This is a genomic window from Streptomyces sp. NPDC046860 (assembly GCF_040645115.1).
GTDB lineage: Bacteria > Actinomycetota > Actinomycetes > Streptomycetales > Streptomycetaceae > Streptomyces.
This window is the reverse complement of the sequence record NZ_JBEYXQ010000022.1, coordinates 47104-71676: the sequence shown is the minus strand read 5'-3', so window position 1 is coordinate 71676 and position 24573 is coordinate 47104. Positions and strand designations below refer to the sequence as shown.

Genomic DNA, 24573 nt, shown 5'->3' with positions numbered 1-24573 from the left:
GACGCTACGGCCGGATCGGCACCCGGGGCCAGGGGATGTTTCGTCCACCCGGCGCGGCCGCGATGGAGGGTTCGCCCATCCGCCCGGTCCGGCGAAACCCGCGCGAACGCGAGGAATCGTGAAGGTGTCACGGGCGGATCGTGAAAGCGGCCCCGGCGCGGGGGAGCGGAATGTTTCAGGCCGATTGCGCAGGCGGTGAGTTCCGGCCATCGGGCCGGTGCGCGTGTTCGGAATCCCCGGCGTTACGGGGTCGACGTGTTCGAATTCCGTGACTTCGCGCCACTGATTCAATACGCAATGTTACTGAAAGTCATGGGTGGGATGTGTGTTCCGCCCGCGGACTCGGCAGAGTGGCGCTCGCCGTCGCGGCGCCCCACCGGGCACCGGCCGGCACACCCTCAATGATCGAGCGGAAGGATGCACACCATGCGGAACACCGCGCGCTGGGCCGCGGCCCTCGGCCTCACCGCCGCCGCCGTCTGCGGACCCCTGACCGGTTCCGCCGTAGCCGCGCCCGCCTCCCTGTACGCGCCCTCGGCACTGGTCCTCACCACCGGCCACGGTGACAGCGCGACCACGGTCACCCCGGAGCGCGCCGTCACCCTGAGCTGCGCTCCGACGGCCACCGGCACCCACCCGGCCGCGGCGGAAGCCTGCGCCGAACTGCGCGGCGTCAGAGGCGACTTCAGCGCCCTCAAGGCCCGCGCGGACGTCCACTGCACCCGGCTGTACGACCCCGTGGTCGTCACCGTCCAGGGTGTGTGGCAGGGCCAACGGGTTTCCTACGAGCGCACGTTCGGCAACGCTTGCGCGAAGGACGCGCTCGGCAGCAGCGTCTTCGCGTTCTAGACCGGGATCGCACGGTCTCCGTGCCGCCGGGTCGGTTTCGTCAATGGGGAGTGCGGCCCCTGGAGCGGAGCAGCCGGCGATCCCGTACCGGGAGGGCGAGGCGGAGTGGGGCCGCCGCCTTCCGGACCCACAGCCGCTTCCCGGCCAGGTCCGTGGGGGGCCTCGCCGGGAAGCGGCACACCCACCCCTACGCCATCTGCCTGCGCACCAGTTCGTGCAGCCGGCCACCGGTGTCGGCGAGCAGTTCGGCGGGGGTGCCCTGCTGGATCACCTTGCCGTCCTCCATCACCACCACCCGGTCCGCGTCCATCACGGTGGACAGCCGGTGCGCGATGACCACCCGGGTGGCGTTCAGCTTGCGGGTGGACTCGATGACCGTGCGCTGGGTGTCGTTGTCCAGGGCGCTGGTCGCCTCGTCGAAGAAGAGGATGCGCGGCCGGCGGATCAGCGCCTGCGCGATCATCAGCCGCTGGCGCTGCCCGCCCGAGACGGCACCGCTCCCCGCGACGATCGTGTGCAGCCCCATCGGCATCCGCCGCACGTCCTCCGCCAGGCCCGCCAGCTCGATCGCCGCCATGACCTCCTCCGGCGAGTACGGCTCGGTGCCGCAGACCACGTCCATGATCGACCCGTTGAACGGCTGCGCGTGCTGGAGCACCACCCCGCACTGCCGCCGCACCGCCGACTGGTCCAGCGCGGCCAGATCCTGACCGTCGTACAGCACACTGCCGGAGACCGGCTTGTCGAAGCCGATCAGCAGCCGCAGCAGGGTCGACTTGCCGCAGCCGCTCGGGCCGACCACCGCGACGAACTCGCCGGGACGCACCGCGAAGGACACGTCGTCCAGGACCAGCGGACCGTCGTCGGAGTAGCGGAACGACAGCCGCCGGGCCTCGAGAGCGCCGGTCAGCGTGCCCGGCCGGGTGCTGCCCGCCCGCACCTCCGGGGTGGCGTCCAGCACCGGACGGATCTCCTCGAACAGCGGCAGCGCCGCCACCGCCGACACGAAGGCGCCGGTGAGCTGGGTGACCGAGGTCAGCACCATCGTCACCGCCGTGCTGAAGGTGAGGAAGGAGGCCGCCGACATCGCGCCCTTCGCCGGGCCCGCCAGCAGCATGAACATCACCAGCGTGCAGACCGGCAGGTACACCGCGCCCAGCACCGAGCTGAGGTTCTTGATCCGGCCGACCTTCTGCTGGAGCTCCCGGCTGCGCGCGAACTCACCGGCCCACGCGGCGTACGCGTAGTTCTCCGCCGACGCCACCCGCAGCTTGGGCAGACCGCGCAGGGTCTGGAACGCCTGGTTGTTCAGCTTGTTGCCGAGCGTCACCAGCCGCCGCTGCCAGCGCACCTGCCACAGCCCGAGCCCCAGGAAGACCGCGGCGATGACCACGAGCATCCCGATCGCGGCCAGCGCCATCGGCACGCTGTAGTACAGCAGCAGGCCGACGTTCATCCCGCCCACTGTCACCGACTGCGCCACCACCGGGCCCACGCCCGCAAGCAGCCGCCGGATCGAGCTGATGCCCATCGCGGCACTCGCCAGCTCACCGGTGGAACGCCCGCCGAAGAACCGGGTCGGCAGCCTCAGCAGCCGGTCCCAGACCGCCGGTTGCAGCGCGCCCTCGATCCGGCCCTCCAGCCGCAGGATGGTCAGGTTCTCCAGCAGCGTGAACGCCGCCGACACCACCCCGCTGAGCATCACCGCGAGACACACCTGCGCGATCAGGTTCTCCCGCGCCTGCGGCACGTACTCGCCGAGGACCTTGCCGGTGGCGATGGGCACCAGCGCGCCGATCACCACCGTCACCAGCCCCGCCAGCAGCAGGTTCAGCAGATCGTTCCGGGTCCCGCCCAGGCTGAACCGCAGCAGGCCGAGAGGTCCCAGCCGCCGCTCGGGCAGCGGCCGGTAGAACATCACCGCACGCGGCTCGAACTCCTCCGCGTTCGCCTTCTCCACCGGCGTCTCCCGGCCGGTCGCCGGCTGTACGGCGACATAGCCGCCGCGCCGCCACAGCAGCGCCACCGGTGCCCCGGACAGCGCCCGGTGCCCGACGAGCGGGCCCACGTTCTCCCGCCACCAGCGGCCCTCCAGACGCACCGCGCGGATACGCACCCGCGAGGCCAGCGCCACCCGCTCCACCGGGTCCAGCCGCTCGCTCTCGCCGATCCCGCGCGCCGGATCGGCCAGCGTGATCCCGGCCGCCTGCGCGACCAGACGGCAGGCCGCGTACCCGGCGTCCGTGTCGGCCGCGGTCGTCCGCCGCGCGGAGCGCTTTCCGATGGAGGCCAGCAGCGTCTGGTCGGCCTGGGCGCGCACCGCCTCACCGGCCTTGATACCGGCCGCCGCCCGCGTCTCGTGGGTGCGCTCCAGCTGCTCGATCCAGCGGTCCAGCGCGGTCAGCAGCCGGTACTGCTGGTCGACCAGGCTCTGCCACAGCGCCGGGTCCATCAGCAGGTCGGCCGCCGCCTCGGCGCCGTACATCGAGCCGTAGTGCACACTGCCCGGCGGCACCTGCATCCAGAACACGTCGTCGTCCGAGGGCGCCACCGAGCGGTCCTCGGCCAGCGGCGCCTGGAACAGCACCGACAGGCCGCGGCCCACGCCGAGCGCGAGGGCGTACTCCAGCGGGCTGGAGGCGGGCGGCACGTACTGCGGGTTGCCGTACTCGTCGTACGACCAGGTCTCGGTCTGCGCGCCCTGGTACAGCTCGCGCAGGTTCACCCGGTGCACCACGCAGTCCCGCACCGGGCGGGCCACCAGGGTGTGCTGGGGTCCGGCGACCGGGCCCAGCAGCAGCGCGCCCGCCTCCACCCGGCCCAGATGGTGCCAGTGGCCCTGCTCGGCGGCGTCCACAGCGAACAGGTCGAGCGCGCCGGCCGCCACCAGCCAGAGCACTTGCGGTCCTTCGAGATCCAGCCGGTTCAGCCCGGCGCAGTCGACCCGCGTACCCAGCGAGCCGAGGGCGCCCAGCACCAGATCACCTTCGTGCGTGGACGTCATCTCACCGCTCCCTGACCAGCGCCGCGTACGCGCCACCGCGCGCCACCAGCTCCTCGTGCCTGCCCCGCTCCACGACCGTGCCGTGCTGGAGCACCACGATCTCGTCGCTGTCGCGGACCGTGGACAGCCGGTGGGCGATCACCACGCAGGCGCAGCCGCGCCGGCGCAGGTTGTCCATCACCGTCAGCTCCGTCTCCGCGTCCAGCGCGCTGGTCACCTCGTCCAGCACCAGGATGCTGGGCCGGCGCACCAGCGCCCGCGCGATCTCCAGCCGCTGGCGCTGGCCGCCGGAGAAGTTGCGGCCGTCCTGCTCCACCTTGCTGTGCACCCCGCCCGGCCTGCGCGCCACCACGTCGTACAGCGCCGCGTCCCGCAGCGCCTCCTCCACGGCCTCGTCCGGGATCGAGGGGTCCCACAGCGCCACGTTGTCGCGGACCGAGCCCTCGAAGAGGAACACCTCCTGGTCCACGAAGGACACCGAGGCGGCGAGCGCGCCGCGCGGGATGTCCTCCAGGCGGCGGCCGTCGATCCGGATCACGCCCTCCCAGGGCGCGTACAGCCCCGAGATCAGCCGGGACACCGTCGACTTGCCGCTGCCCGAGCCGCCCACCAGGGCCACCTGCTGACCCGGACCCACCGTCAGGTCGAACTCGTTCAGCAGCGGTTTGTCCAGAGGGCTGTAGCCGAAGGTGACACCCTCCAGCTCGACGTGCCCGCGCAGCCTGCGGGTGTCGTCGGCGCCCTGCGGGCGCGCGTACAGCGGGTCGGCCTGGAAGTTCTCCACGTCCTTCAGCCGGGCCACGTCGGCCGCGAAGTCCTGGATGCGGCCCGCCACGCCGTTGAGCCGGGTCAGCGGCGCGGTGAAGCGGGCCACCAGCGCCTGGAACGCCACCAGCAGACCGACCGAGATGTGCCCCTCGACCGCCCTGAGGCCGCCGATCCACAGGATCAGCGCGCTGTTGAAGGTGGCCAGCGTCGGCGCGACCACACCCAGCCAGGCGCTCGGCACCCCGAGCTTCTGCTGCTCCTCCAGCGTCGCCGCGTGCTGCCCGGCCCACTTGCGGAAGTAGCCGTCCTCGCCGCCGGTCGCCTTCATCGTCTCGATGAGCTGGAGACCGGTGTACGAGGTGTTGGTCAGCCGCGCGGTGTCCGCGCGCAGCCTCGCGGTCCCGGTCGCGCGCAGCCGGATCACCAGCCGCATCGCCACGATGTTCAGCAGGGCCACGCCGATGCCGACGAAGGTGAGCTGCGGATCGTAGGTGTAGAGCAGTACGGCGTACAGCACGACCACGATCGCGTCGACGCCCGCCGCCGCGAGGTCGCGGGCCAGGGTCTCGGCCACCTGGTCGTTGGACTGCAGGCGCTGCACCAGGTCGGCGGGGGAGCGCTGGGAGAAGAAGGTGACCGGCAGCCGCAGCAGGTGGCGCAGGAACCGGGCGCTGGACAGCGTGGAGGAGATGATCCGGCCGTGCAGCAGGTTGGCCTGCTGGAGCCAGGTCAGCACCAGGGTCAGCGCCACACAGGTCGCCATGGACGCGAACAGCGTGCCGAGCAGCGAGCTCTGGCCGCCGATCAGGAACATGTCGATGTAGGTCCGGCTCAGCGCCGGGACGGCCGCGCCCACCGCGACCAGCAGCAGGCTCGCCAGCACCGCCGCGGGCAGGGTGCCCGCCGTGCCGCGCAGCCGGGCGGGCATCGCGCCGAGCACGCCGGGCCTGCGTCCGCCCTTGCTGAACTCCTCGCCGGGCTCCAGCACCAGCACCACGCCGGTGAAGCTGCCGTCGAACTCCTCCATGGGCACGAAACGGCGGCCCTTGGCGGGGTCGTTGATGTACACCCCGCGCCGACCGAAGCGGCGGCCCATGCCGTCGAAGACGACGTAGTGGTTGAACTCCCAGAACAGGATGGCCGGGGCGCGCACCTCGGCGAGCGCCGCCAGGTCCATCTGCATGCCCTTGGCGGTCAGCCCGTAACTCCGGGCCGCCTTCAGCAGGTTGCTGGCGCGCGAGCCGTCACGGGAGACACCGCAGGCGATGCGGAGCTCCTCCAGCGGGACATGCCGCCCGTAGTGGCCCAGCACCATGGCCAGGGAGGCGGCGCCGCACTCGACGGCCTCCATCTGGAGCACGGTGGGCGTACGGACCGTGCCGCCACGGGGTTTGGGCACCGGGCGGCGGGCGGGCGCGGCCCGTCTGCGACCTCGGTTCTCCTGCGCGGTGTCGGTCGGGGCGGTCACGGGAGAAGCCAATCGATCGGGCGCTGGTCGGTCAGCCGGACCGAACCGGAGGCCAGGGTCATGGAGTCGAGCCCGAAGGGCGGACCTCCGGACGACGACCAGCGGTAACCGCTCCTCGCCGACGAGGACTTGTCCAGCGTGACGAGTACGGCGACCGGGCGGCCCTTGCGTGTGAACTGCTCGCCGAGCTGGCTGTCCCCGAGGAACGCGCCGATCGACTGGGCCGACTGCGCCGTGCGGTCCACCGACTTCACCTTGCCGCGCAGCACGCCGTAGCGCTCGGCGGGCACGGACGACACGGTCAGGTCGACAGTGGCGTGGGCCGGGATGGCGGCCGCGTTCTCGGCGGGCACGTAGACGGTCGCGTACAGGGGGTCCGCGTCGTGGGCGACCTTCTCCACGGCGGCCACGTCGGCGCCGGTCTGCACGATCTGCCCGATGGTCGCGGCCAGCGCGGTGATCCGGCCGGCGGCGACGGTACGGATGACCGAATCGCCCTGCGCGGTACGGACCTTGAGCACGGGGGCGTTCGCGGGCAGGTGCTGGCCCTGCTTGGCGAGCACGCCGGTGACCTGACCGGCCACGGGACTCTGGAGGATGTAACTGCCCTGGCCGTGCGTGAGGATGGCGGGCGCGCTCACGGTGGAGGCGACCGAACCGGTCACCGCCCAGACCGATGCCGCCGCCATCACGACGACGGTGATCCCGAGGACGAGCCATCCCTGCGGGCGTGCCAGCCGCACCGGGAGGTCGAGATCCTCCGGCGACTGGAGCTTGGCGAGGGCCTGTTGGCGGAACTGCACGGAACTTCCCTCACCCGAGGAGAGACGATGTCACGGACTGTTTCGGGACGCCCGAGAGTCCCGGACCCACGAGGGGTCCGGGACTCTCGGTTACACCGAGGTGCGGTCAGAGACCGGCGACCAGGCCGGTGACCGGGGCCGTGTTCAGGCCGGTGACACCCTCGACGGTGCCGACGGCGGTGTCCACCAGGCCCGAAACCGGGGCGATGCCGTTGACGGCACCGGTCACGGTGGAGAGGGCGTTCACGGACAGACCGCCGGAGACGTTGTCCAGCTCGGCGTCCGAGATCTCGACGGTCTCGACACGGGGGGTGGAGTTCATGATGGAACTTCCCTTCGTATGGGTCTTCACAAGGGGGAGAGCGGCCCCCTCTGGGGACAGATGACGGCCGCGATCGCGGGGAAGCTCCCGGTCCTTCCGGCCGCCGTCTCCGGCAGCCCTGGGGCGGGCCCCGCGATGCGATGGATCAAAGCACGCGCGCCGCGCCCGATTCCACTTGTCCAGGGCTCTCACCAGCGAGTTCGGCGCACAGTAGGGTCCATTCGTGCAGACGCGCGCACGCCGCGCCTGAGGTTCCTCCACATTCCCCGCGCCATCGTCGCGCCGTCTCCACTACCGCCGGTAACGCGAATCCGGCACACCGCGCCAAAGGCGTGTCCGGGACACGTGAGCGTGTGCGGAAACCCCTTTGTCCGTGACCTCGTTGGGCGCGCGATGTGCAGATTCCCTGAAGCAGGGATTCCGCACCCCGCGCTGGACGCAGGGCGACACGTCCATTGCTCTCCGTGATCGTGTGTCCGGGGTGCGGGGGCGGGTGCCGTCATGGCTGATTCCCCACGCACACAACGAAGTTGGCAAATGGAATTGAACGCGGCGGGTGGACCGCCCGTACATGTGGCCAGCCGGCATCCCCCCTACGAACTGCCCGACAGCGGCAGACCCCCGCACCCAGGAGGTCGAGAAGTTGAGTCACAAGCGCATGCCCAAGCGGAAGGCCGCGATAGCGGTGGGCGGTGTCGCGGCGCTCGGAGCGGCGGCCCTGCTGCTGCCCAACGCCAACGCGTCGCAGGACAAGGACGCGGCCACGGCGGGCACCGCGAGGACCCTCAAGGCCGCCGACGCGACCACGCTCGCCGCCCGGTTGAAGCAGTCCCTCGGCGGTCAGTTCGCCGGCTCCTACTACGACAGCGCCAAGCAGCAGCTCGTCGTCAACGCGGTCGGTGACGGTGACGCCGTCGCACGTGCGAAGAGTGCGGGCGTCGTCGTACGGCAGGTGGAGAACAGCACCGCCGACCTCCAGTCCGCCGCGCGGACCCTGCGGACCAAGGCCGCCATCCCCGGCACCGCCTGGGCCGTCGACCCGCGCACCAACAAGGTGATCGTCAGCGCCGACAGCACGGTCACCGGGGCCAAGTGGGACCGGCTGGAGTCCACCGTCGACGGTCTCGGCTCCGGCACCGCCACGCTGAAGAAGACGGGCGGCACCTTCAAGCCCTTCGTCTCCGGCGGCGACGCGATCTTCGCCCAGGCGCAGGGCGGCAACATCCGCTGCTCCCTCGGCTTCAACGTCACCGCATCCGACGGCGCCCCCGCCTTCCTGACGGCGGGTCACTGCGGGGTCGCGGCCGAGCAGTGGTCCGACTCCGAGACCGGCCAGCCCGTCGCCACCGTGGACCAGGCCACCTTCCCCGGCGAGGGCGACTTCTCCCTCGTCAAGTACGACGACCCGGCGACCGAGGCGCCGAGCGAGGTCAACGCGGGCAACGGGCAGACCGTGCAGATCACCGGGGCCGCCGAGGCCACGGTCGGCTCCACCGTGCTCCGCATGGGCTCCACCACCGGACTGCACGACGGCCAGGTCACCGGCCTCGACGCCACCGTCAACTTCCAGAGCGAGACCGACCCCAGCGGTGTCGACACCGTCACCGGCCTCATCCAGACCGACGTGTGCGCCGAGCCTGGCGACAGCGGCGGCTCGCTGTTCACCCAGGAGGGCGCGGCGATCGGCCTGACCTCCGGCGGCAGCGGCGACTGCACCAGCGGCGGCGAGACCTTCTTCCAGCCCGTCACCACCGCCCTCGCGGCCACCGGCGCCACCCTCGGCGACGGCGGCGCGGGCGCGGGCGGCGGCGAGGCCGGCGCCGGTGACGAAGCCGGTGCGGGCGACCAGGCCGGTGCGGGCGACGAGGCCGGGGCCGGTGACCAGGCGGGCGGCGACCAGATCGGCGGCGGCGCCGACGACCAGGCCGGCGCGGGCGCGGGCGCCGACGACCAGGCGGGTGCCGGTGCCGACGAGCAGGGTGCCGCGGCCGACCAGCAGGGCACCAAGCACGATCACCGTTCCGGCCGGCGCGGCGGGACCTCCTCCCTGACCGGCTCGCACTGAGCCACCGCGACGGTCCGGCCCTCCGGCGGGAGGGCCGGACCGTCCGCGTGCCGGGGCGTCAGTTCCCGTCCCGCGCCCGGAGAAGCAGCACGGCCACGTCGTCCACCCGGTCCCGGCCCGCCGTGCCGTGCCGGACCAGCGCGTCCGCCACCTCCTCCAGCGGGCCGTGGCCCGCCTCCGAGAACAGCGCGCCCAGATCGACCAGCGCCTCCTCTATGTCCACACCGGGCGACTCCACCAGGCCGTCCGTATAGAGGGCGAGCACCGCACCCGGCGCGAGCGAGACGTCCGTCGTCGGATACGTCGCCCCCGCGTCGACGCCGAGCAGCGGGCCCCCGGCCAGGTCCAGCACCCGCACCCGGCCGTCCGGCTGCCTGAGCAGCGGCGGCGGATGCCCGGCCCGCGCCATCACCGCCTGGCCGTGCGCCGGGTCGAGGCGGAGATAGAGACAACTGGCGAACAGTTCGGTGCCGAGGTCCATCAGCAGCCGGTTGGTGCTGCCCATCACCTCGCCCGAGGACTGCCCGACCGCGCTGTACGCGCGGACACCGGTGCGGATCTGGCCCATCAGGGCCGCCGCCGTCACGTTGTGCCCCTCCACGTCCCCGATGACGGCGGACGCCTGCGGCCGGGTCGGCACCAGGTCGTAGAAGTCGCCGCCGATGTCCATGCCCCGCGTCGCGGGGAGATACCGCGCGGCCGCCTCGATACCGGGCGGCGGGGACAGCGAGTGCGGCAGCAGCGCCTCCTGGAGACCGTGCGCCAGCCGGTGCTTCGCGTCGTACAGCAGGGTCCGCTCCAGCGCCTGGGCGATCAGCCCGCCCAGACTGGTGAGCACGGCCCGCTCCTCGGCGGGGAAGGGGTGCGGCTCCGCGTACGCCAGCACACACGTGCCCACCGGGCGCCCGGAGGCGACCAGCGGCAGATACGCCCAGGCCGCGAAGCCGTCCCGGGTCTCGCGCCGCACCGGATACAGCCGCTCCAGATGCTCCACCGACTCGAAGAACGCCGGCACCCCGCTGCTCAACGCCCGTGTCCCCGGCGTCCGTTCGGTCAGCGGCATGCCGTGGAACCACCGCACCACCCGCTCGTCGGGGAAGCCGCGGTGCCCGAGCACCCGCATCCGCCCCTCCTCGGAGGCGAGCAGCACCAGGGCGTGGCTGCCGACCGCTGGGCCCACCTCGTCCGCGATGAGCTGGACCAGATCGTCCACCGCCACCGCCTCGGTCAGCGCCCCCGTCAGGCTCAGCAGCCGCGAGATCGTCACCAGCCGGTGCGGCCCGGACCCGCCCGCCTCGTCCGTACGCTCCGTCAGCACCCGCACGCGCGTGATGCGCACGCTCAGCCCGGTGCTGCCCGGATAGAGCCGGAAGGACAGCCAGTGGCCGGGCGGGCGCAGCGCCACGAAGGAGGCCGGACGGCCGCTGATCAGCGCGGCCCGGTACCGGTCCTCGTACACCGGGTCGTTGAGCCACGGCACCGAGACCCAGGGCAGCGTGCCCAGCAGCTCCCCGGCGGGACGGCCGAGGAGTTCGGCGGCCGCCGCGTTGACGTGCCCGATCCGCCCGTGCAGATCCATCGACACCAGCCCGTACGGCAACCGCGCCACCATGCGCGCCGCCTCCAGCGGGCCCTGCGCGTCCGCGGCGGCCGCGTCCGGCGACGCGACCAGGTCGTGCTCGGGGCCCAGCGTCCGGTTCTCGGCCAGGGCCCGCTCCAGCAGCCGCGTCAGCCGCTCGCCCCCCGCCGCCAGCAGCGCCCGCTCCCGCTCGGACAGCTCCGGGCCGTGCCCGGCCGGCCAGGTCACGAACACCGAGCCGTACACGGTCTCCTCCGTCGCCAGTGGCAGCGCCGCCAGCGCGAAGGGGTACGGCAGCACCACCGCGACCCTCGGGAAACGGCGCGCCATCTCCTCCCCGCCGCCGACCCACACCGGCCGGCGCAGCCGCACGGCCTCCGCCACCGGGATCGGCGCGCTCACCCCGACCCGCTCCCACGGCGCGGCGAACGCCCGGGGCAGGCCCGCCATCACCGCCATCTCCAGCACCGGCACGTCCGGTCGGAGGAGGTAGACCGCGCCCGAGTGCGCGCCCACGTCCTCCATCATCGCGGTCAGGGCGACGGAGAGCAGCGGCCGTCCGGCCCCGGTGGCCACCGGGGGCTCCCGCGCGGGACCCGGCGTACCGGCCACGCCGACCACCTCCTCGCACGGCGCGTGTCCGGAGCCACGGCCGTGTGCCCGGGGACACCGCGCGCCGTGGGCGCGCAGACGTGTCCCACGCCTGGTGACACGACCGAGTACCCCGCCCGGGCGCTGCCCATTCCGGGTGCGGATCAAGTGGTTACGGGAGCCTTCGCGGGCATTCACGGCAATCGCGCGGAAGGGAAAAACCGCGCGCGGTCGGTGCACAGGGGCTGCGCCGCGCGCCCGCACGCGCTGTAATGGCCAACGTGGCGAGCGAGGGTGCTGCGGTGCGCAGAACGGGAGCCGGGCGTGCCGAGCACGTCCTCGCCACACTCATGGCCCAGCCCGCGGGACCGGACCGCCTCCGCCGCGTCCTGGAACAGGCGCTCGTCCTCGCGGGCGCCGCGTTCGCCGGGGTGTACGTCCCCGAGGGCGACCCGCCCGTGCTGCGCCTGGCCGAGTCCGCCGGTCTGCCCCACACCCTCTACGGCCTGAGCGACACCTGCCCCGCCGACGGCAGCACGCCCGCCGCCGAAGCCCACCGCACCGGGCGGACCAGCTGGCCCGCCCCCGCCGCACCGGCCGACGACGCCCGAGCCGCCCGTACGCCCGCCCCGGACTTCTCCCTGGCCGCGCTGCCCCTTGCCGGGCCGGGCGGCGGCTGCCTGCTCGCGGTCGCGGACGGACCCGGCGGCTTCGGCCCCGACGAGAGAGCCGTACTGGAACTGATCGCCCGCGCCGTCGCCGCCCCCGCACCCGCCCCGGCCGGCACCCCCGAACCCGCCGCCGACGCCTTCAGCCTCGCCATGGACACCGGCCGCGTCGAGGTCGGCGACGAGATCCTGCGCCTCTTCGGGCTGGAGCGCGACGGCTTCGACGGCAAGGTCGAGACGCTGCTCGGGCTCACCGTGCCCGAGGACCTGCCCGCGCTGATGTCCGTCGTCGAGGCCGACCACATCTCCCTCGGCGAACGCGAACTGGAGTTCCGCGTCCGCCAGCCCTCCGGCGTGCCCCGCTGGCTCCGGCTGCGCGGCCGGCCCCTGCCCGGCGGCGAGGGGCGCCCCGCCCGGCTCGTCGGCACCGTCGCCGACGCCTCCAAGCTCCGCTCCGACGGCACCGACGTGGCCCGCGTGCAGCGCCTCGCCGCCGACCTCGCCACCGCGGGCACCGTCAGGGACGTCGGCCAGGCCGTCGTCGACGCCCTGCGCAAGCCGCTGCGCGCCGACCGCATCGCCCTGGCCGAACTGGAGAACGACCGGCTCGTCGTCACCGTCCTCGACCCGCCCGAACCCGAGGCGTGGCCGGAACTGTGGCGCGCCGAATGGCGCGGCGAGTGGCCCGACGCCCCGGTGCGTGCGATGCCCGCCCTCGCCGCCGCGCTCAGCGACGGCCGCGCCCACATATGGCCCGCCGGCTCCAGCCTGGAACCCGGCCTCGCCGGGGTCGGCCCCGGCGGCCTCGCGGTGCTCCCGCTGCCCGCGGGCGGCCGGATGGCCGGGGCGTGCCTGATCGGCTGGGACCGCCCGCACGACTTCGCGCCCGACGAGCGGGCCCTGCTCACCGCCTGCGCCGCCCTCGCCGGACAGGCCCTGCGCCGCGCCCACGCCTTCGACGCCGAGCACGAACTCGTCGGCATGCTCCAGCGCACCCTGCTGCCGCACCGGCTGCCCCGCCTGCCCGGCGCCGAGGCCGTCGCCCGCTACCTGCCCGCCACCGAGGGTCTCGAGGTCGGCGGCGACTGGTACGACGTGATCCCGCTGGCCGACAACCACGTTGCCTTCGTCATCGGCGACGTCCAGGGCCACAACGCGGGCGCCGCCACCCTCATGGGCCAGATGCGCACCGCCCTGCGCGCCTACGCCGCCGAGGGACACCCGCCCGACGTGGTCGTCGCCCACGCCAACCGGCTGCTGCTGGACATGGAGACCGACCTCTTCGCCACCTGCGTGTACGTCGACATCGACATGGAGCAGGGCACCGCGCTGTGCGCGCGCGCCGGGCATCCGCAGCCCGTGCTGCGCCACCCGGACGGCACCACGGAGACGGTGCAGGCCGAGGGCGGCCCGCCGCTCGGGGTGCTCACCCGCGCGGAGTACCCGATGACCCCGCTGAAGCTGAGACCCGGCACGGTCCTCGCGCTCACCACCGACGGCCTGGTCGAGTCCGCGGGCACCGACCTCGACACCGGCATGGACCGGCTCGCCCGCGACCTCGCCGCCGCCGACCCCGCCCACCTCGGACAGACCGCCGACGCCCTGCTCGCGGGCGCCCACCGGGGCGACGACGTGGCGCTGCTGCTGGTCCGCTACGACGGCATGGCCGTCCGCCCGCTGCGCGAGAGCTGGAGCGTGTGGCGCGTCCCGGAGGCGGTACGGCACGCCCGCCGCTTCGTACGCCGCACCCTGCGGGCCTGGGAGCTGCCGAGGGACAGCGCCGACACCGCGCTGCTGGTCGTGTCCGAGCTGGTCACCAACGCCCTCGTCCACACCGAGGGGCAGGTGCGGCTCGACCTCAGCCTGGTCGGCCACCGGCTGCGCATCGCGGTGACCGACTCCTCGCCGCGCGGCCCTCTGAAGCCGACCAGCGTCGGCTGGGAGGCCACCGGCGGCAGGGGCATCCTGCTGGTCGAGGCCGTCTCCGACGCCTGGGGCACCGTCCCGGTCAGCGGCGGCAAACAGGTCTGGGCGGATCTCGTGACGGACGAGGCGTGACGGACGAGGCGTGAGGGGCGGGTGGGGGATGAGCAACCTCGGTGAGGCGGGCGACGAGGCCCTAAGACGGACCCCGGCGGAGGGTGCGGACGGCGGCCCCGAGTGGCGGGTTCGGCCGGTGAGCCTAGGGTCGGTTGGTGTGGCACACACCTTCGAAGAACTGGTCCAGAAGCAGCGCGCGGCCGCCGCGGCCCACGCCACCGTGGACGAGCTGCGGGACACCTACGGGCCCCCGGCCGAGCGGGCGATGACCGGCGCGCAGTCCGGGACGTACGAGACCGCCCTGCGCGCCTGGCGGGACCTGGCCAGGGACGTGCAGACCGCGCTGAGCGAGTACGCGCGCGAGACCGGGCGGGCCCGCGCCGAGGTCGAGGCCGAGGTCGAGCGGGCGGCCGCCGCCGGGGACTGACCGCCCGCCACGGCCTCTCAGGCGTGGGTCTTGGCCAGCAGGTTGAGGATCTCGGCCGTCGTGCCGCTCTCACCGAGGCGCGGGAAGATCCGCTCCACGCTGTTCGCGTGCGCCTCGGCGTCCGCGTCGGACATGGCGTCCGTGGCCAGGGTGACGTGGTACCCGGCCGCGTACGCGTCACGGGCGGTGGACTCCACGCCGATGCTGGTGGCGATGCCGGTCAGCACGATCTGCGTGACGCCCCGGCGGCGCAGCTGCACCTCCAGGTCGGTGCCGAACAGGGCGGACCAGTTGTGCTTGGTGACGTGGATGTCGCCGGGGTGCCCGGACAGCTCGTCGACGACGACGTCCCAGCCCTCCGGGAAGGACAGGCCGCGCGCCTGGCGCTCGGTGCGGCCGGGCACGGCGTCCGCGCCGTCGGCGGCGAAGGAGACGCGGACCAGCACCACGGGCAGGTCACGGGCGCGGAAGGCGTCGGCCAGCTCGGCGCTGCGGGCCACCACGTCGGCGGCGGAGTGCGGCTGGACGGGCATCGCCGTGATGCCGGCCTGGAGGTCGATCACGACGAGGGCGGTACGGGGGTCGAGCGTGGTGACGGACATGCGTCGGGCCTTTCGAGGGGGGAGCAGAGGGCCGCGGGGGGCCCGGGGGGTCAGGGGCGCGACAGGCGTTCCAGCAGTTCCAGCGCGGTCAGGACGGTCTCCCGTTCCTCCTCGGTGAACCGGTCCTGGAAGGCGCGGGCCAGCCACTCCTCGCGCAGCTGCCGGTTGCCCTCGACGCGGGTGCGGCCCGCCTCGGTCAGGGTGACGAGCTGGCGGCGGCCGTCGTCCGGGTCGGGGGCGCGCCGGATCAGCCCCTGCTGGTCCAGCGCCGCGAGGGTGGCCGCCATGGACTGCGGGCGCACCCCCTCCGCCGCCGCGAGGGCGCTCGCGGTGGCCGCGCCGTGCTTGCCGACCAGGGAGAGCGCGGACTCCTGCGGCGGCGTGAGATCGGCGTCCCGCGCCACCTCACGGATACGGCGCCGCAGCCGGCTGAACACCACCCGCAGATCGCGTGCCGCGCGGGCGGCCGAGCCGGAGATGTGGACCATGCCGCCACCGTAGGAAGGATCAGCCCAGACTGTCCAGTCCGGACTGTTCAGTTTTACCTGCCCATTGCGGTGTCCGTACGTCGCGCTGCCCCCACGCCGCCGTGTCCCTACGCTGGTGAGGTGCGCCTGCTCCTGATGTCCGACACCCACCTGCCAGGGCGCGCCAAGCGGCTCCCCGAGGTGGCGTACGCCGGGCTGGGCGGCCTGCGCTTCGGCGTGGTCCACGAGACCGGCCCGGCCCGCGGCCGCGAGGCGCGCTGCGCCGGTAGGTTCCCCGGCGTCGGCCTCGGCGCGCGGGATCGGGGTGGTGCTGGTCTGCTGGAGCGAGGGCCCTGGCGGCCCTTTCCCGACGTTCCCCGGAGAGGCGTATGAGTACCTACCGAGTGGCGCAGGTGACGAGCCCCGGCGGCGGCTTCGAGCTGGTCGAGCGGGAGGTCCGGCAGCCCGGCCCCGGCCATGTGCGGATCGCCGTGGAGGCGTGCGGGATCTGCCACAGCGACGCCCTGTTCGTCGACGGCGCCCTGCCCGGCGTCACCTTCCCCGAGGTCCCTGGACACGAGATCGCCGGGCGGATCGCGGCGCTGGGCGAGGGCGCGGCGGAGCGGGACTGGCAGGTCGGTGACCGGGTCGCGGTCGGCTGGTTCGGCGGCAGCTGCGGCTGGTGCAAGCCCTGCCGCCAGGGCGACTTCATCATGTGCGTCCGCCTCCAGGTGCCCGGCTGGGCCTACGACGGTGGATTCGCCGAGCAGGTGATCGCCCCCGTCGACGCGCTCGCCCGCATCCCGGAGGGCCTGGCCGCGGCGGACGCCGGGCCCATGGCCTGCGCGGGCGTGACCACCTTCAACGCCCTGCGGCACACCGACGCCCGGCCCGGCGGCGACCTCGTCGCGGTCCTCGGCCTCGGCGGCCTCGGCCATCTCGGGGTGCAGTACGCGGCCGCGATGGGCTTCGAGACCGTCGCCGTGGCGCGCGGGGCGGAGAAGGCCGACTTCGCCCGGGAACTGGGCGCCCACCACTACGTCGACAGCACCTCGGACACCTCCGTCGCCGAGGCGCTCCAGGCGCTCGGCGGGGCCAAGGTGGTGCTGGCCACCGCCGGGAACTCCGCCGCGATGTCGGCCACCGTGGACGGCCTCGCCCCGCGCGGCCAGCTCGTGGCCATCGGCGCCACCACCGAACCGCTGGACATCAGCCCGGTCCAGCTCCTGATGGCCGGCCGGGAGGTCAAGGGCCATCCCTCCGGCACCTCGCAGGACGTGCAGGACACCATGGAGTTCAGCGTGCTGCACGGCATCCGCCCGATGAGCGAGAGCGTACCGCTGGCCGACGCGGAGGCGGCCTACCGGAAGATGCTCGCCGGTGAGGCCCGCTTCCGGATGGTCCTCACCACCGGCTGACGGCCCGGTCGCCGCGGGAGCGGTGCGGCAGCGGCAGCCGCGGCCGCACCGCCCGCAGCACCGCGCGCGCCAGCCGCCCCGAGCAGCGCACCACCCCGGCCGGCCGGGCGGCCACCGGCCGCGAACGCGCCGGGTCCGGCCCGATACGTGCCGAGAAAGTCCAGGTCAGCCGGGAACTGACCTGGACCCGCGCGAGCCTCGCGCCTAGTCGTCCCATGCCTGGATCAGGATCTGCTCGGAGATCCGGCCGTCGCGCAGAATGACCATGGACTCGGCGTAGACCTTGTTGCCGTTCGGGTACTGGCACGACTCGGTGAACGCCGCGCGGTCGCCCTCGATGACGCACTGGTCGAGCCGGTGGATCATCTCGCGGCTGTAGATGTCGGCGAGCATCTCCTCGATCTCGCCGCGCCCGCGCAGCACCTTGGGATGGCTCGGCTGGTCGGACTGGTCGATGACGCGGATCTGCGCGTCGTCCTCGTACAGCGCGAGCAGGCCGGCTCCGGAGTCCGCCTCGATCGCCTCGCGCAGGGTCTCGGCGGTGAAGGCGGTGTCTTGTCTGCTGCCCATGGTGACCTCCTCGGTACGCCCGCGGCCCGGCGGGCGGCGGGCCGCAGGGGCCCACATCCGAGACTCCTCCGCCCGGGCGGACACGGCAAACGCACGAGACCGCGTCCGCCTGACGGGTGAGCGACGGCCACCGCCCGTGTCCGGCACGGGGGTACGGCCGTTGTGCGGGGCATGATCTCAACACGACGCATCGTCGCCGCCGTCGGTCTGGCCGCCGGTGTCACGGGCCTTGTCGCACCCATGGCGAACGCGGCCGACGCGAGCGCACCGGCCGGCGGTCAGATCAACCCGATGACCGTGCTGGACGACGTCGCCCTGAGCGAGCTTCCCCCCGAGGCCCAGAGCCAGGTCCCGCGGGTCGGCGAGCAGTTGCGCGGCCTGAACCAGGTCAGCGACCTGAACCGGCTGAACGAACTGCACCAGCTCACCGACCTCGCCGCTCCCGTCACCGGGCTGCTCCCCGGTCTCTAGACCGCCGCCGGCTTCGAACAGCCTTGTCCGCGAGGGCCGTCCGTGACCGGGCGGCCCTTCGCCGTGCCGGGGAGAACCCGCTGGTCCACGCCCTCGCCGAGCCCTCCCGGCAGGCTCCCGTGGCGTAGGGTCGCAAGCGTAGGGACACCGACGAAAAGGGGCCAGGCCATGGCGCAGGAAGTACGCGGCGTTGTCGCACCGGGGAAGGACGAGCCGGTACGGATCGAGACCATCGTGATCCCCGATCCGGGCCCCGGCGAGGCCGTCGTCGACATCCAGGCGTGCGGTGTCTGCCACACCGACCTGCACTACAAGCAGGGCGGCATCTCCGACGACTACCCCTTCCTGCTCGGCCACGAGGCCGCCGGTGTCGTGGAGTCGGTGGGGGAGGGAGTCACCGACGTGGCGCCCGGTGACTTCGTGATCCTCAACTGGCGTGCGGTGTGCGGCAACTGCCGGGCCTGTCTGCGCGGCCGCCCCTGGTACTGCTTCAACACCCACAACGCCAAGCAGAAGATGACCCTCGCCTCCACCGGCCAGGAGCTGACCCCCGCGCTCGGCATCGGTGCCTTCGCGGAGAAGACCCTGGTCGCGGCCGGGCAGTGCACCAAGGTCGCCCCCGGGGTCTCCCCGGCCGTCGCCGGGCTGCTCGGCTGCGGTGTCATGGCGGGCATCGGCGCGGCCATCAACACCGGCGCCGTCGGCCGGGGCGACTCCGTCGCCGTCATCGGCTGCGGCGGCGTCGGCGACGCGGCCATCGCGGGCGCGGCCCTGGCCGGGGCCGGCCGGATCATCGCCGTCGACATCGACGACCGCAAGCTGGAGAAGGCGCGCACGCTCGGCGCCACCGACACGGTCAACTCCAAGGAGACCGACCCGGTCGAGGCGATCCGCGCACTCACCGGCGGCTTCGGCGCCGACGTGGTGATCGACGCGGTGGGCCGCCCCGAGACCTACAAGCAGGCGTTCTACGCCCGCGACCTGGCCGGCACCGTCGTCCTCGTCGGCGTGCCCACCCCCGAGATGAAGCTCGAACTCCCCCTGCTCGACGTGTTCGGCCGGGGCGGCTCCCTCAAGTCCTCCTGGTACGGCGACTGTCTGCCCTCGCGGGACTTCCCGATGCTGATCGACCTGCACCTCCAGGGCCGCCTGCCGCTGGACGCCTTCGTCACCGAGACCATCGCGCTGGAGCAGGTGGAAGAGGCGTTCGAGCGGATGCACCACGGCGACGTGCTGCGCTCGGTGGTGGTGTTCTGATGACCGCCCGTATCGAACGCCTCGTCACCTCCGGCCAGTTCACCCTCGACGGCGGTACCTGGGACGTCGACAACAACGTGTGGATCGTCGGCGACGACCACGAGGCCGTCGTCATCGACCCGGCCCATGACGCCGAGGCCGTCCTCGCGGCCGTCGGCGACCGCCGGCTCACCGCGATCGTGTGCACCCACGCGCACAACGACCACGTCAACGCCGCCCCCGCGCTGGCCGACCTCACCGGTGCCACGATCTGGCTGCACCCCGACGACCTGCCGCTGTGGCGGCTCACCCACCCCGGCCGCGAGCCCGACGAGCACCTGGTGGACGGTCAGGTGCTGGAGACCGCCGGTGCCGACCTGACCGTGCTGCACACGCCCGGTCACGCCCCCGGCGCCGTCTGCCTCTACGATCCGGGCCTGGGCGCCGTGTTCAGCGGGGACACCCTCTTCCAGGGCGGACCGGGCGCCACCGGGCGGTCGTACTCGCACTTCCCGACGATCATCGACTCCATCCGCGACCGGCTGCTCACTCTCCCGCCGGAGACCAAGGTGCTCACCGGCCACGGCGACCCGACGACCATCGGCGACGAGGCGGGCCACCTCCAGGAGTGGATCGAACGCGGTCACTGAGCCGCACCGCCCCGACGGGCGGCCACCGCGACCGTACGGCCTCTGTCGCGGTGGCCCCCGCTGCCCTACCGTCGGCCCATGACCGATCTCACCCACCGCTTCACGGGCCACGGCGCCCTCGTCACGGGCGCGGGCCGGGGCATCGGCGCGGCCGTCGCCCGGCGCCTCGCCCAGGAGGGCGCGCGGGTCCTGGTCACCGACCGGGACGCCCCGGAGGCGGAGCACGTCGCGGCCGCCCTGCGCCGGGAGGGCCTGCTGGCCGAGGCGGCGGTGTGCGACGTGGCGGACCAGGGGGCGGTCGACGCGGCCGTCGCCCGCGCGGCCGCCGCGTTCGGCTCGCTCGACGTCCTGGTGAACTGCGCCGCCCACTGCTCCGCGGACGGCCCGGCCTTCGAGGACGACCCCGACGAGTCCTGGGCCCGTGACCTCGACATCACTCTGGGCGGCGTCCGCCGCTGCTGCCGGGCCGCGCTGCCCCACCTCGCCGCCTCCGGGCGCGGCGCCGTCGTCAGCATCGGCTCGGTCAACGGCCTGATGGACTTCGGCAACCACGCCTACAGCGCCGCCAAGGCCGGCCTCGGCTCCCTGACCCGTACCCTCGCCGGGCAGGCGGCCGCGCGCGGGGTGCGGGTGAACCTGGTCGCACCGGGCACCGTGCGCACCTCCGCCTGGGAGGGCCGCGACGACGACCTCGACGCCGTGAGCGGCTGCTACCCGCTGGGCCGGGTCGGCGAGCCCGAGGACATCGCGGCGGCCGTCGCCTTCCTCGCCTCCCGCGACGCCGCCTGGATCACCGGCACCACCCTCGTCGTCGACGGCGGCCTGACGTCCGTGCACACCGGGTTCCGTACCGCGCTGGACGGGAGCGGCGCGGGGCGGAGGTAAAGTTCACCGTTTCGTCACAGCATGCCGGAAACACAACCATCCGGCCGACGAGCCGGTCTAGTAGGCCGAAGGCCCCGGAACGCACGGGGCGCCGCCCGGGGGAGGTCCCCGGGACCCGCAGGGGAGAAGGGATGGGGCCGACCATGGGCGACATACGCAGACGGGGAGCCGTCGCACTCGGGGTCGGTGCGCTGGTCGCGCCGCTCACGCTCGCCGTCACCGCCACACCGGCCCAGGCCGCGAGCTGCACGAGCAAGGCGGGTCCGTACCAGAAGCAGGTGGAGCGGTTCCTCGGCCGCACGGTGGACGGCAAGCAGTCCTCGGGGGACTGCTCGGCCATCCGCAGCTTCCAGAACAAGCACGGCATCACCCCGAACATCGGCTACGCCGGACCCGTCACCTGGGGTGTGATGGACCTCATGAACCGGCAGAAGGCCGTGGGGAAGAACCCCAACAAGGACGGCAAGTGCCCGACCAACAAGGGCCGCATCGCCTGCGTGAACCTCACGCTCCAGCTCAGCTGGGTCCAGGACGGCAGGAAGCTGGTCCACGGCCCCGTCCCCGTGCGCACCGGCCGCGACAAGTACGAGACCCGCACCGGCCTGAAGAAGGTCTACTGGCGTGACATCGACCACGTCTCCAGCCTGTACGACGTGCCGATGCCCTACAGCCAGTTCTTCGACGGCGGGCAGGCGTTCCACTCGGTGGGGGTCAGCGTGTGGAACCCGCCGGGCTCCCACGGCTGCGTGAACATGACCAAGACGGACGCGAAGAAGTACTGGTCACTGCTGAAGAACGGCGACGACGTCTACGTCTACGGCCGCAAGCCCGGCACCTGAGCCGCAGCCGCGAGCGGACGGGCGGGGTGGCCGGACGCAAGTGAACTCGCCCTTCCGCACGGCTTCTTGACGTGATGAGCAACACGGTCCGAAATGCCCGTATCGCGGGTACTTATTCACGCTGCCTTCACGGGGACCGGCATATGCTTCACACCATGTCCACCACTGCTGAAGCCTCCTGCGGGCGCTCGGCCGCGGAGGTCAACGAGGAGATCCGGGCCCTGTGGCGCCGGTCGGGCGGCATCCTGACCAGCGAGCAGCGCGCGGAGTACCAGCGCCTCGTGATGGAGTGGGCCGCCGCGGCCCCTATGCCGCGCCGCTCGGTCTGACCGGACCCGCAGCCACCGTCGCAACGTCGAGAGGGCACCCATGACCGGGTGCCCTCCTTTGCCGTGCCCCGGCCCGGGGGGTCAGCCCCAGGTCGCGGAGTAGTAGCGCTGGTACGCCTTGCGGTCCTGCTCGGCGCGGATGTACCGGGTGGCGACGAGCGCGATCACACTGCCCGCGATCACCAGCAGGCCCGGACCGACGTTGCGGGTGTCGGTCAGCCGGGCCAGCAGGGTCTCCCCCGCCACCCCGGTCACCGGGGCCGAGGCGCCCGGCCTGGCCGCGCTCGGGGTCATCCCGCCGCGGCCGGCCTCGGCCGTTGCGGCGGGGGAGGCGCCGGCGGCGGCGCCGGGCGGCGGGGTGGCGGTGATGAGCTTGACGTTCAGCGCCGCGAGGGCCTTCGTCACCGGCTGGAAGAACGTCGTACCGCCGGCCGTGCAGTCGCCGTTGCCGCCCGAGGTGATGCCGAGCGCCACGCCGTCGGAGAACATCGGGCCGCCGCTGTCGCCGGGTTCGGCGCACACGTCGGTCTCGATCAGCCCGGTGACCGTGCCCTCGGGGTAGTTCACGGTCGCGCCGAGCGCCGTCACCTGGCCGTCGCGCAGCCCGCTGGTGCTGCCGCTGCGGAACACCCGCTGGCCCACCGCGGCGTCGGCCGACCCGGTGATCCGCACCCCCTTGCCGCCGCCGACCGCGACCACGTCGGCACCCTGGCCCGCCTCGCCGGTGTCGTACTGCACGAGGGAGAAGTCACCGCCGGGGAAGCTGCTGTTCACCGTCGCGCCCAGCTGCCGGGTGCCCTGGCCGTCCGCGAACCAGATGGAGCCCGTCGGCCCGCAGTGGCCGGCGGTGAGGATGAAGTCCTTCTGCCCGTCGGTCACGTTGAACCCCGCCGAGCAGCGGCCCCCCGTCGACAGGATCGGCTGGGCGCCGTTGAGCCGCGTGGTGAACGTGCCCTGGGTGCGCCGCATCGTCACGAAGTCGCCGATGCGCGAGGCGACCTGGGTCATCTTCGTCCAGTCCCCGGACGACACCGTGCGGTCGCCGCTCACCACGATCCGGTTGGTCCGGTAGTCCACCGCCCACGCGGTGCCCGTCACCCGGGGCGCCGAGCGCAGCGCGGCCGTGGCCGACCGCAGCTCGTTCATGCTGTGGCCGACCACCTTGGCCTGCGCCCCCCGCTCCCGCACCTCGGCGGCGGCCCGCTCGTCGGTCACCGCGACGACCGGCCGGCCCTGGGCGTCCACCCAGTTGCCCGCCGAGCGGGCCGTGCCGAGCTCCGCCGCCAGTGCCGCGCCCTTGCCCCCGGCCGTGCCCGCCGCGCTGAAGGTCGCCGCGGGCGGGGCCGGCGTCTCGCCCGCCATGGCGGCCTGCGCGACCATCCCTGTGCCCAGGAGGAGTCCGCCGACCGCCGCCAGCCGTGTCACTCGCCGGACGACCCGCCGTCGTGCGTGCCTCATGCCAGACTCCCGAACCCCGAGCGAGCGCCGCCCGTACCGGCGGCACCGGGCGCTGCGGTCATGAGCGCCCCCCGTCAGTACGGGACGCGGGCGGCGAGTGTTCACCGGAGGGTGCGATTCCGCCCGGCGGCCGGGGTCACTTCTTGCGGGCCACCCCGCCGAACATGGCGACCTCCTCCGGCTCGTCCTCTCCGGCGCCCTCCGGACGCCAGCGCGAGCAGGACACCACGCCCGGCTCCAGCAGCTCCAGGCCGTCGAAGAAGCGGGTCACGTCCTCGGGGGTGCGCTGGGTGAGCTTGGGGGTGCCGTGCTCGTTCCAGAACTTCACCGCCTCGTCCACGTCCGGCATCGCCGGGCTGGTGACGGTGTGGGAGAGCACCAGGTAGCTGCCCTCGGGCAGCCGGTCCACCAGGCGCCGCACCAGGGCGTACGGGTCCTCGTCGTCGCCGATGAAGATGACCACGCCGAGCAGCATCAGGGCGACGGGCTTGCTGAAGTCCAGGGTCTTGGCGGCGTGTTCGAAGATCGCGTCGATGTTGCGCAGATCCTCGTCCAGGTAGTCGGTGTGGCCCTCGGGGGTGCTGGTGAGCAGGGCGCGGGCGTGGGCGAGGACCAGCGGGTCGTTGTCGACGTAGACGATCCGCGTCTCCGGCGCCATGCTCTGGGCGACCTCGTGCGTGTTGTCGGCGGTGGGCAGACCGGTGCCGATGTCCAGGAACTGCCGGATGCCCACCTCGCCGACCAGGTGGCGCACCGCGCGGCCCAGGAAGAGACGGTCGTGACGGGCGTACTCGCCGATGCCCGGGTGTAGAAGGCGGATCTGGTCGCCCGCCGCGCGGTCGACCTCGTAGTTGTCCTTGCCGCCGAGCCAGTAGTTCCAGATGCGGGCGGTGTGCGGCTGGCCGGTGTTGACGCGGGCGCGCAGGGACACGGCAACGTCGTTGGTGGCGGCCGGGTTGTCGGTCACGGGGGTCAGCTCCTGGGGTGCCTGGGACGAGAGGTACCGGTCAAGACGCAATGTAGACGCCGGAGTTGCTCCTCGCCGCAGGTCCGCCGCATTGACC

22 protein-coding genes and 1 pseudogene are annotated in these 24573 nt (G+C 73.4%); 12 read left to right on the top strand and 11 right to left on the bottom strand.

Annotated features, from left to right (window positions below):
* Positions 1–426 precede the first annotated feature (426 nt).
* Positions 427–849 (top strand): subtilase-type protease inhibitor, encoded by a 423-nt coding sequence (locus tag ABZ898_RS25700; RefSeq protein ID WP_361663378.1) that lies wholly within the window; start codon positions 427–429, stop codon positions 847–849.
* A 187-nt stretch (positions 850–1036) separates the two neighbouring features.
* Here ABZ898_RS25700 and ABZ898_RS25695 read toward each other — a convergent pair whose 3' ends face one another.
* The 4 genes from ABZ898_RS25695 to ABZ898_RS25680 form a co-directional block, all read right to left on the bottom strand.
* On the bottom strand, positions 1037–3853 hold the full coding sequence (locus ABZ898_RS25695; protein ID WP_361663375.1) for an NHLP bacteriocin export ABC transporter permease/ATPase subunit: 2817 nt from the start codon (positions 3851–3853) through the stop codon (positions 1037–1039).
* Between the two features lies 1 nt (position 3854).
* Positions 3855–6089, bottom strand: coding sequence for an NHLP family bacteriocin export ABC transporter peptidase/permease/ATPase subunit (locus tag ABZ898_RS25690; protein ID WP_361663373.1), 2235 nt, complete (start codon positions 6087–6089; stop codon positions 3855–3857).
* Positions 6086–6892 carry an HlyD family efflux transporter periplasmic adaptor subunit gene (locus ABZ898_RS25685; protein ID WP_361663370.1) on the bottom strand — a complete coding sequence of 269 codons (807 nt, stop codon included), beginning with the start codon at positions 6890–6892 and terminating at the stop codon, positions 6086–6088. Before ABZ898_RS25685 ends, ABZ898_RS25690 begins: the two co-directional genes overlap by 4 nt.
* Before the next feature lie 106 nt (positions 6893–6998).
* Entirely contained in the window at positions 6999–7214 is a 216-nt protein-coding gene (locus tag ABZ898_RS25680) for a hypothetical protein (RefSeq protein WP_030805100.1), read from the bottom strand.
* A 658-nt stretch (positions 7215–7872) separates the two neighbouring features.
* On the opposite strand from ABZ898_RS25680, the gene ABZ898_RS25675 reads away from it, so the two are divergent.
* A complete protein-coding gene (locus ABZ898_RS25675; RefSeq protein WP_361663367.1) occupies positions 7873–9279 on the top strand; it encodes a S1 family peptidase in 1407 nt (468 codons plus the stop codon).
* 58 nt (positions 9280–9337) lie between these two features.
* Here ABZ898_RS25675 and ABZ898_RS25670 read toward each other — a convergent pair whose 3' ends face one another.
* Complete coding sequence (locus ABZ898_RS25670; protein WP_361663364.1) at positions 9338–11470, bottom strand: SpoIIE family protein phosphatase; 2133 nt, start codon at positions 11468–11470, stop codon at positions 9338–9340.
* 251 nt (positions 11471–11721) lie between these two features.
* Between ABZ898_RS25670 and ABZ898_RS25665 the strand changes: the two genes are divergently transcribed.
* Together ABZ898_RS25665 and ABZ898_RS25660 are read left to right on the top strand one after the other, a co-directional pair.
* On the top strand, positions 11722–14175 hold the full coding sequence (locus ABZ898_RS25665; RefSeq protein WP_361663361.1) for a SpoIIE family protein phosphatase: 2454 nt from the start codon (positions 11722–11724) through the stop codon (positions 14173–14175).
* A gap of 139 nt (positions 14176–14314) precedes the next feature.
* Positions 14315–14584 (top strand): hypothetical protein, encoded by a 270-nt coding sequence (locus ABZ898_RS25660; RefSeq protein WP_361663358.1) that lies wholly within the window; start codon positions 14315–14317, stop codon positions 14582–14584.
* Between the two features lie 17 nt (positions 14585–14601).
* On the opposite strand, the gene ABZ898_RS25655 is transcribed toward ABZ898_RS25660, so the two are convergent.
* Together ABZ898_RS25655 and ABZ898_RS25650 are read right to left on the bottom strand one after the other, a co-directional pair.
* A complete protein-coding gene (locus ABZ898_RS25655; RefSeq protein WP_361663355.1) occupies positions 14602–15186 on the bottom strand; it encodes a hydrolase in 585 nt (194 codons plus the stop codon).
* 50 nt (positions 15187–15236) lie between these two features.
* Positions 15237–15674, bottom strand: coding sequence for a MarR family transcriptional regulator (locus tag ABZ898_RS25650; protein ID WP_361663352.1), 438 nt, complete (start codon positions 15672–15674; stop codon positions 15237–15239).
* A 120-nt stretch (positions 15675–15794) separates the two neighbouring features.
* On the opposite strand from ABZ898_RS25650, the pseudogene ABZ898_RS25645 reads away from it, so the two are divergent.
* Together ABZ898_RS25645 and ABZ898_RS25640 are read left to right on the top strand one after the other, a co-directional pair.
* A pseudogene (locus tag ABZ898_RS25645) lies at positions 15795–15962 on the top strand (YfcE family phosphodiesterase); the annotation flags it as partial.
* A gap of 80 nt (positions 15963–16042) precedes the next feature.
* Entirely contained in the window at positions 16043–17071 is a 1029-nt protein-coding gene (locus tag ABZ898_RS25640) for an alcohol dehydrogenase (RefSeq protein ID WP_361663350.1), read from the top strand.
* Here ABZ898_RS25640 and ABZ898_RS25635 read toward each other — a convergent pair.
* Positions 17058–17288, bottom strand: coding sequence for a hypothetical protein (locus ABZ898_RS25635; protein ID WP_361663347.1), 231 nt, complete (start codon positions 17286–17288; stop codon positions 17058–17060). The genes ABZ898_RS25640 and ABZ898_RS25635 overlap by 14 nt on opposite strands.
* Complete coding sequence (locus ABZ898_RS25630; protein ID WP_361663344.1) at positions 17276–17641, bottom strand: nuclear transport factor 2 family protein; 366 nt, start codon at positions 17639–17641, stop codon at positions 17276–17278. The genes ABZ898_RS25635 and ABZ898_RS25630 overlap by 13 nt, the downstream gene beginning before the upstream one ends.
* Positions 17642–17812: 171 nt before the next feature.
* Between ABZ898_RS25630 and ABZ898_RS25625 the strand changes: the two genes are divergently transcribed.
* The 6 genes from ABZ898_RS25625 to ABZ898_RS25600 all read left to right on the top strand — a co-directional run bounded on the left by ABZ898_RS25625 (position 17813) and on the right by ABZ898_RS25600 (position 22051).
* Positions 17813–18112 carry a hypothetical protein gene (locus ABZ898_RS25625; RefSeq protein WP_361663341.1) on the top strand — a complete coding sequence of 100 codons (300 nt, stop codon included), beginning with the start codon at positions 17813–17815 and terminating at the stop codon, positions 18110–18112.
* Positions 18113–18280: 168 nt separating this feature from the next.
* On the top strand, positions 18281–19369 hold the full coding sequence (locus tag ABZ898_RS25620; protein ID WP_361663338.1) for an S-(hydroxymethyl)mycothiol dehydrogenase: 1089 nt from the start codon (positions 18281–18283) through the stop codon (positions 19367–19369).
* Complete coding sequence (locus tag ABZ898_RS25615; protein ID WP_361663335.1) at positions 19369–19998, top strand: MBL fold metallo-hydrolase; 630 nt, start codon at positions 19369–19371, stop codon at positions 19996–19998. The genes ABZ898_RS25620 and ABZ898_RS25615 overlap by 1 nt, the downstream gene beginning before the upstream one ends.
* A 78-nt stretch (positions 19999–20076) precedes the next feature.
* Positions 20077–20883, top strand: a complete 807-nt coding sequence (locus tag ABZ898_RS25610; RefSeq protein ID WP_361663332.1) for an SDR family NAD(P)-dependent oxidoreductase — start codon at positions 20077–20079, stop codon at positions 20881–20883.
* A gap of 143 nt (positions 20884–21026) precedes the next feature.
* Positions 21027–21722, top strand: coding sequence for a L,D-transpeptidase family protein (locus ABZ898_RS25605; RefSeq protein ID WP_361663445.1), 696 nt, complete (start codon positions 21027–21029; stop codon positions 21720–21722).
* Between the two features lie 143 nt (positions 21723–21865).
* A complete protein-coding gene (locus tag ABZ898_RS25600; RefSeq protein ID WP_217462260.1) occupies positions 21866–22051 on the top strand; it encodes a hypothetical protein in 186 nt (61 codons plus the stop codon).
* Between the two features lie 81 nt (positions 22052–22132).
* On the opposite strand, the gene ABZ898_RS25595 is transcribed toward ABZ898_RS25600, so the two are convergent.
* Complete coding sequence (locus tag ABZ898_RS25595; protein ID WP_361663329.1) at positions 22133–23509, bottom strand: S1 family peptidase; 1377 nt, start codon at positions 23507–23509, stop codon at positions 22133–22135.
* A gap of 136 nt (positions 23510–23645) precedes the next feature.
* The gene (locus tag ABZ898_RS25590) at positions 23646–24476 is read right to left on the bottom strand and encodes an SAM-dependent methyltransferase (RefSeq protein ID WP_361663327.1); all 831 of its coding nucleotides are present in this window, start codon (positions 24474–24476) and stop codon (positions 23646–23648) included.
* Positions 24477–24573: the final 97 nt, after the last annotated feature.

Coding starts and splice junctions, on each gene's coding strand:
- ABZ898_RS25700 (WP_361663378.1), top strand. CDS start 427: ATGCGGAACACCGCGCGCTGGGCCGCGGCCCTCGGCCTCACCGCCGCC.
- ABZ898_RS25695 (WP_361663375.1), bottom strand. CDS start 3,853: ATGACGTCCACGCACGAAGGTGATCTGGTGCTGGGCGCCCTCGGCTCG.
- ABZ898_RS25680 (WP_030805100.1), bottom strand. CDS start 7,214: ATGAACTCCACCCCCCGTGTCGAGACCGTCGAGATCTCGGACGCCGAG.
- ABZ898_RS25675 (WP_361663367.1), top strand. CDS start 7,873: ATGCCCAAGCGGAAGGCCGCGATAGCGGTGGGCGGTGTCGCGGCGCTC.
- ABZ898_RS25665 (WP_361663361.1), top strand. CDS start 11,722: ATGGCCAACGTGGCGAGCGAGGGTGCTGCGGTGCGCAGAACGGGAGCC.
- ABZ898_RS25655 (WP_361663355.1), bottom strand. CDS start 15,186: ATGTCCGTCACCACGCTCGACCCCCGTACCGCCCTCGTCGTGATCGAC.
- ABZ898_RS25650 (WP_361663352.1), bottom strand. CDS start 15,674: ATGGTCCACATCTCCGGCTCGGCCGCCCGCGCGGCACGCGATCTGCGG.
- ABZ898_RS25640 (WP_361663350.1), top strand. CDS start 16,043: ATGAGTACCTACCGAGTGGCGCAGGTGACGAGCCCCGGCGGCGGCTTC.
- ABZ898_RS25635 (WP_361663347.1), bottom strand. CDS start 17,288: ATGGGACGACTAGGCGCGAGGCTCGCGCGGGTCCAGGTCAGTTCCCGG.
- ABZ898_RS25630 (WP_361663344.1), bottom strand. CDS start 17,641: ATGGGCAGCAGACAAGACACCGCCTTCACCGCCGAGACCCTGCGCGAG.
- ABZ898_RS25625 (WP_361663341.1), top strand. CDS start 17,813: ATGATCTCAACACGACGCATCGTCGCCGCCGTCGGTCTGGCCGCCGGT.
- ABZ898_RS25620 (WP_361663338.1), top strand. CDS start 18,281: ATGGCGCAGGAAGTACGCGGCGTTGTCGCACCGGGGAAGGACGAGCCG.
- ABZ898_RS25615 (WP_361663335.1), top strand. CDS start 19,369: ATGACCGCCCGTATCGAACGCCTCGTCACCTCCGGCCAGTTCACCCTC.
- ABZ898_RS25610 (WP_361663332.1), top strand. CDS start 20,077: ATGACCGATCTCACCCACCGCTTCACGGGCCACGGCGCCCTCGTCACG.
- ABZ898_RS25605 (WP_361663445.1), top strand. CDS start 21,027: ATGGGCGACATACGCAGACGGGGAGCCGTCGCACTCGGGGTCGGTGCG.
- ABZ898_RS25600 (WP_217462260.1), top strand. CDS start 21,866: ATGCTTCACACCATGTCCACCACTGCTGAAGCCTCCTGCGGGCGCTCG.
- ABZ898_RS25595 (WP_361663329.1), bottom strand. CDS start 23,509: ATGAGGCACGCACGACGGCGGGTCGTCCGGCGAGTGACACGGCTGGCG.